We start from the raw sequence: 5,609 nt of genomic DNA on the forward strand, positions 1-5,609 counted from the left end.
GTTGCTGCCGGTCGAGCTCCTTCAGCCACAAATAGAGATGTCTGCCGGCCGTGTGGACCTCGCCGCGCTCGTCGGCCGTCACGTCCCGCTGCTCGAACACGTACGGCCTTCACGGGAACAGCCACGTCCACCACGCCAACCGCACAGCGCAGAGCCGCACGCGATACCCAGCGGCCGGCCGCCCGAACTGGTCCTTGAACGCGAAGACCGTGTGCGCCTTCACCTGCGCCGCCCGCTGCGCCCGCAGGCTCGCCCACGACCACGCCGCCGTCGCCGTCAAGACCGCGACGACGACGACCGCGGCCACGATCTGCCACCGCTTCAACCGGATTCCGAGCACGACGACTCCCCCTCGTCCTTTCGCCCGTTCCAACGGCTCCCATCACCCGCGTGGAGCGCCCAGCGAACCGCCCCGCCCGAGGCGACGCGCCGCTCTCGGCGATCCGATGATGCCGGAGCACGACGCCTGAATGTCCCTCGTCCGAATCTGTCGGGTGCGGCGTCCCGCTCCTCGAAACGCGCTTGGATCCAAGCGCCGCTCTTCGGTCTCCAGGCCGCGACACCCGAAGCGCGACGTTCAGGTCTGCGGTCGGCTCCGGCGTCTTTGGCTCGCAGCGGCGCTCTCCTCGCCGGCGCGTCGCTGCGCCATTCCGTCGAGAAGCGCAGGACTTCGCTGCGCCCCCGTTCTTCTATTCTCCCACGCACGGATCCGGCCAGAAGTTCCCGCTCCAGCGCCGGTCGAAAAGGTCGTTCGAGCCGTTCAGGTTGGTCTGCCGCCCCATCGGAGTAACGGTGATGGTGCAGTCCTCCGGCCGGTACCGGAGAGTGGTGTCGATATGCCACCAGTGGTGGGCGGTACGCACGAACGCGACCACCTGCCCGAGCGACGCGCCGTCGATCTCGAAATCGTCGGCGTACCCCGACTCCGGCGCGAAAGTGATCAATTCCCCGGATTGATCGCGGAGGACCTGCGCGCCCTCCCCGACGACGCGCACGCGCCAGCCGTGGTACGCCTTGGGCCCGGGCTCCCGCCCCACGGCCGAAACCGCCTCCGCCTCGAATCTCAGCCGGCCGTCCTCCTGTCCGGAACCCTTGATCACAAGCGGCAGGATGCCCGTCGTCCCCGGCTCGCCCCCACAGCCCCGCACCTTCACGTCGAAGCCGTCGGGCCCACGCCACTCCGTGACCGGCGCCGGGCCCGCTCCCCGGCGCAGCACGCCGTAGACGAGCCGGCCTTCGAACGGCCGGTGCAGGTAGCCCCAGTTGATCCGTTCCCCGGCCGGCGTCGTCGCGCTCCATTTCAGCGGCGCCACGTACTGCTCCCTGTCCAGCTCCCTCAACCAGATCCAGAGATGCCTGCCGGTCACGTGGACCTCGCCCCGCGCGTCCGCGGCCACGTCCCGCTGCTCGAATCCGTGCGCGTGCCACGGGAACAGCCACGACCACCACGCCACCCGCACCGTGCAGAGCCGCACGCGGTACCCCGCCGCCGGCCGCCCGAACTGGTCAGTGAACGCCAAAACCGTGTGCGCCTTCACCTGCGCCGCCCGCTCCTCGCGCAGGCTCGCCCACGACCACGCCGCCGTCGCCGCCAAGACGACGACCACGACGATCTGCCACCGCCGGATCTTCATTCCGCGCCCCCGTTCGCTCGTTCGCCGCCATGGGACAGCGCCCCGCGAGACCAGACTTCGCGCCGTGCGGCCCCCCGAACGACAGGCCGCACGTTATCACGGTTCGCGAGCGGCGCGGCGGCCGACGCCGGCGCGGCGAGACGTGACAGGCCCCGCGCGGAAGCGGCCGCTCAGGGAGAGACGAGGACGCGCACTTGGCTGGGGGCGATCTGGGCGCCGGCGGGCATGTTGGCGTTCGAGCCGTTCTGGCCGGTCATGCAGCCGACATAGACGAGCTGCTGGCCTTCCGCCTTCACTTTCATGCTGCCCAGCTTGAACGCCGCCGGCCCCTTGATCATGTTCGAGACGACGCCGCACACCGAGCCCGCCTCGTCGCCGCTCGACATCGGGATCTGCGTTCCCTTGTGCACGGCCTTCTTGTTGCAGATCAGGACCTTCTGCGAGCAGGTGGCCGCGTTGGCCTGCGCCAGCTGCGCGACGTTCGGATACGGCAGCGGGATCGGCCCCGCGGGGGGCGCGGGGGTCTTGCAGACGTCGGGAAACGCGAGGCACATCCCGCCGCCGTTCGTCGAAGCCGGTAGACACATCGCCGCCCCTCCTCAGCCGAGGTGGATCTTCTCGCCGTCGAGCTTCAGGTCGGCGCCGGCAAGGGCGCCGACGACGTAGTACTCGCGCCCGCCGAACGCGAGCACCCTGTCCCCCGTCTCGGGACGGTCGATCTGCGTTAGCGCGGGCCGCTTCCGCCGCCCGCGCCGCGAACGCCCGCGCCGCGATCGACTTCGCCGGCCATCGGGACCGGAGACTCGACAGCGCCGTCGGCGTCCCGGACCCGCCGCGGAACAACGAGCTTCGCCTGCGCGGCAATTGCCGCGGTGTCCGCTGTGTGCCGCTCGCCCTCGAGCATGTTCTGCCGGCAACTGGCCGCAACGCCGACCAGACCAGAGAGGACGCATCCTGCGACACCCATGACGACGCGCAAACGACGGCGACGAGTCCCCAGCGCGCCGGCGGCCACTGAAACCGACCCCGCGAGGAACACGAGCGCAGTCGGAAGCATCGTCGGAATGCCAGCATTGCTCATCAGCCAAGTCATTGAAAGCCCGGAGCGTTACAGCCAGAACAGCTCTCCTCGACGGCTTTGGTCAATCAAGCTGCCTTCGGCCTTCTGATTTTCGGGCTGCCCTTGCTGCCAGCACGGCATCCAGCGGCCGCACCACGATGATGTGCTGGAGCGACGCGGCCTTCGCCAGATCATCCTGAATGCTGCTTTCCAAGGTCGCCAAGCCGCCGTCGCACGCTTGAGGGCTGACTTCGAAAAGAGTTACGACAGTGCGGCATGTCTCGTCAATCCACTCGGTCTCGTACTGAGGCACCTCGACGCGCTGGAACCCGTTCATGATCGAGTAGGTTCCACTGACGCGGCGCGCCGTCGTCGGGGGGCCGATCTTCTCCACCAGCGATTCGACGACTTCCGGACCCGAGAGCCCTGCGTGCAGCTTGATGCCGGATGACGTCACGTCGGAGTCCATCCGCAGGAACAGAGCCTGCACGCGTCCGATCTCGTCGACCACGGCAACCGTGAATTGCTGCTTCGTCTTGGGTCCGTCGTCGAACACGACGCGGACTTCGGCGCCGGGGTACATCTCCTTCACGAACGCCCACCGCATCAGCGGCTTCTTCACGTACGGCTTCGCGGCTTTCAGTTCGGCCATCGTCATGCCGATCCGGACTTTGCGGAACGTGTACTTCGCGTTGCAGGCCGCCGTCTCGCGCCCCGCGATCTCTTGACCTCCCCCGCCGCCGACGACCGTCGGCGGCTCTTGCGCCGCGCACAGCGAGGCACACACGAACGACGCGAAAACGACCGCGACGACTCTTCCGATCATCGGACTCCCCCTTTCCGACACGCGCGCCCCGGGCGCCGACGCCGCGCGGCCGTTCGTGCAACGAACGCCCGCCGGCGCAACGCGCTCCCCCGCGCGGACGCGAGTCTGGGGCCGCGCGCGCCGGGCCGTCAACCGCGCCGCGGCGCGCGTCTCAGGCCGCGTCCGCGGGGTTGATGCCGATCGGACGCCGGCGAAGGTCGCCCTGCGATTCCTCGCGCGCGGCCTGCTCGAGGTCGGCCATCGACAGCGCCGCGCGGCCGCGCGCGACGGCGCGCGAGGCGGCCTTGAGCACGGCGTTGCGGATCCGCGCGCCGGTGAGCGGATGGCGGGCGGCGAGCCGCGCGAGGTCCACGTCCGCCGCGAGCGGCGTCTGCGCCGGGAGGAGGCGCCGCCAGAGCAGCAGCCGCGCCGCCGCGTCGGGCTGCGGGAACTCCAGCACGAAGCGCATCCGCCGCAGGAACGCGGGGTCGATGTTCGAGGCGAGGTTCGTCGTCAGCAGCACGACGCCCGGATAACGCTCGACCTCCCGCAGCAGCACGCCGCTCTCCAGGTTGGCCTCGCGGTCCGCGCCGCTCTGGACCGCGACGCGCCGCGCGAACAGCGCGTCCGCCTCGTCGAACAGGAGGACCGCGCCCTCCGCGCGCGCCGCGCTGAAGAGGGCGGCGATCTGCTTCGCCCCTTCGCCGACCCATTTGGAGACGACCTGCGCCGCGTTGACGACCCGGAACGGACGCCCGAGCTCGAAGGCCAGCGCCTCGGCGGCGAGCGTCTTCCCCGTCCCCGGCGCGCCGTGGAACAGCGCCGCGATCCCCGCCCCGCCGAGGAGCAGCTCGTCGAAGCCCCAGTCCGCGGCCATCGCGCCCCGCGACCGCGCGAAGTCCGCGATGTCGCGCAGCGACGCCTCGAGTTCCGGCGGCAGCACGAGCGACGAGAATCCGCGCCGCGGCGTCGTGATCGCCGCGCGCTCCGCCGGCGCTTCCGACTCCAGCTCCTGCAGGCGCGCCCCGGCCTCGAGGTCCTCCTCGTTCGCCAGCGGACGCGCGGGATCGCGCAGGAGCGCCCGCGACAGCGCCGCCCGCACCGCGTCCTTGATCTGCGCGCCGGCGAGCTCGTACCGCTCGGCGAGCCGCCGCGGATCGACGCCCCCGTCGATCTCGATCCCCGCCGGGAGGAGCCCGCGCCAGATCGCCTCCCGCTGCCCGACGTCGGGAAGGCGGAGCCCGACGGAGACCGTGATCCGCCGCCGCAGAGCCTCGTCGACGGCCTCCGGCCTTCGGGCGGCGAGGATGATCAGTCCGTCGTGCCGCTCGAGCTCGGCGAGGACGGAGCGCGGGGCGCGCCGCTCCGCGTCGGCGGCGAAGGAACTCTCGCAGTCGTCGAAGAAGACCACCGCGTCGCGCAGCCGCGCCTCGCGCAGCAGCCGCCGGAGCGAGTCCTCGCCGGCCCGCGGCCCGAAGAGGGGGACGTCGGCCGGCATCACCCGCTTCCCCAGCTTCGTCGCCAGCGCGTTCGCCAGCATCGTCTTGCCGGTCCCCGCCGGCCCGTGGACGAGCAGGATCATCCCGAGGGCGCCGCCGAACGCGTCCGCGACGCCGGGCGCGCGGCAGCCGTCGAGGAACGCGGGATAGTGGCGCGCGATCCGTTCCAGCAGCGCCCGGTCCTCCGCCGGAAGCACGACACGGTCGAGGTCGATCCGCGGCGCGTAGAGACGCCCCTCTTCGGAGCACGAGCCGTCCTCGTCCTCGCAGCCGAGGATGAGGTCCGCCACCGCGCGGTCGAGACGGACGTCGGCGTCGAGCCCGTCGGCGCGGCACCCGCCGCCGAGCTCGATCAGTCCCTCGCGCAGCAGCGGCGCGCCGCGCCGGAACGCGAGGCGGCAGGCGATCTCGTCTTCGGCGCCCGCGCAGAGCGCGTCGAGCAGGTCGCCGACCGAGGCCGACCGCCGCAGCCCGACCGCCTTGCCGAAGGCGCGGACCGAGGAGAGCCCCGCGGCGAAGACGAGGACTTCCTTCTCGAACGGCGTCAGGCCGCGCTCCGCGGCGAGCCGCTCGGCCCGCGGCTCGGGCGCCCCCGCCGCCCGGCCCGCCGC

Annotated in this window: 6 protein-coding genes; all 6 read right to left on the reverse strand. The window is 71.7% G+C overall.

Annotated features, from left to right (window positions below; translation table 11 throughout):
* Nucleotides 1-109 precede the first annotated feature (109 nt).
* Complete coding sequence (locus LLG88_05695; protein ID MCE5246400.1) at nt 110-340, reverse strand: hypothetical protein; 231 nt, start codon at nt 338-340, stop codon at nt 110-112.
* A 349-nt stretch (nt 341-689) separates the two neighbouring features.
* Nucleotides 690-1,634, reverse strand: a complete 945-nt coding sequence (locus LLG88_05700) for a hypothetical protein (GenBank protein ID MCE5246401.1) — start codon at nt 1,632-1,634, stop codon at nt 690-692.
* 170 nt (nt 1,635-1,804) lie between these two features.
* The gene (locus LLG88_05705; protein ID MCE5246402.1) at nt 1,805-2,221 is read right to left on the reverse strand and encodes a DUF4150 domain-containing protein; all 417 of its coding nucleotides are present in this window, start codon (nt 2,219-2,221) and stop codon (nt 1,805-1,807) included.
* Between the two features lie 137 nt (nt 2,222-2,358).
* Nucleotides 2,359-2,715 (reverse strand): hypothetical protein, encoded by a 357-nt coding sequence (locus LLG88_05710; protein MCE5246403.1) that lies wholly within the window; start codon nt 2,713-2,715, stop codon nt 2,359-2,361.
* Between the two features lie 61 nt (nt 2,716-2,776).
* Complete coding sequence (locus LLG88_05715) at nt 2,777-3,520, reverse strand: hypothetical protein (GenBank protein ID MCE5246404.1); 744 nt, start codon at nt 3,518-3,520, stop codon at nt 2,777-2,779.
* A gap of 151 nt (nt 3,521-3,671) precedes the next feature.
* A partial coding sequence (locus tag LLG88_05720; GenBank protein MCE5246405.1) for an ATP-binding protein occupies nt 3,672-5,609 on the reverse strand: 1,938 nt, incomplete at its 5' end.

This window comes from bacterium (assembly GCA_021372775.1).
Taxonomy (GTDB): Bacteria; Acidobacteriota; Polarisedimenticolia; order J045; family J045; genus JAJFTU01.

Bases quoted from the DNA above. Each gene is read 5' to 3' on its own strand.
- LLG88_05715 (MCE5246404.1), bottom strand. From the start codon at position 3,520: ATGATCGGAAGAGTCGTCGCGGTCGTTTTCGCGTCGTTCGTGTGTGCC.
- LLG88_05700 (MCE5246401.1), bottom strand. From the start codon at position 1,634: ATGAAGATCCGGCGGTGGCAGATCGTCGTGGTCGTCGTCTTGGCGGCG.
- LLG88_05710 (MCE5246403.1), bottom strand. From the start codon at position 2,715: ATGAGCAATGCTGGCATTCCGACGATGCTTCCGACTGCGCTCGTGTTC.
- LLG88_05705 (MCE5246402.1), bottom strand. From the start codon at position 2,221: ATGTGTCTACCGGCTTCGACGAACGGCGGCGGGATGTGCCTCGCGTTT.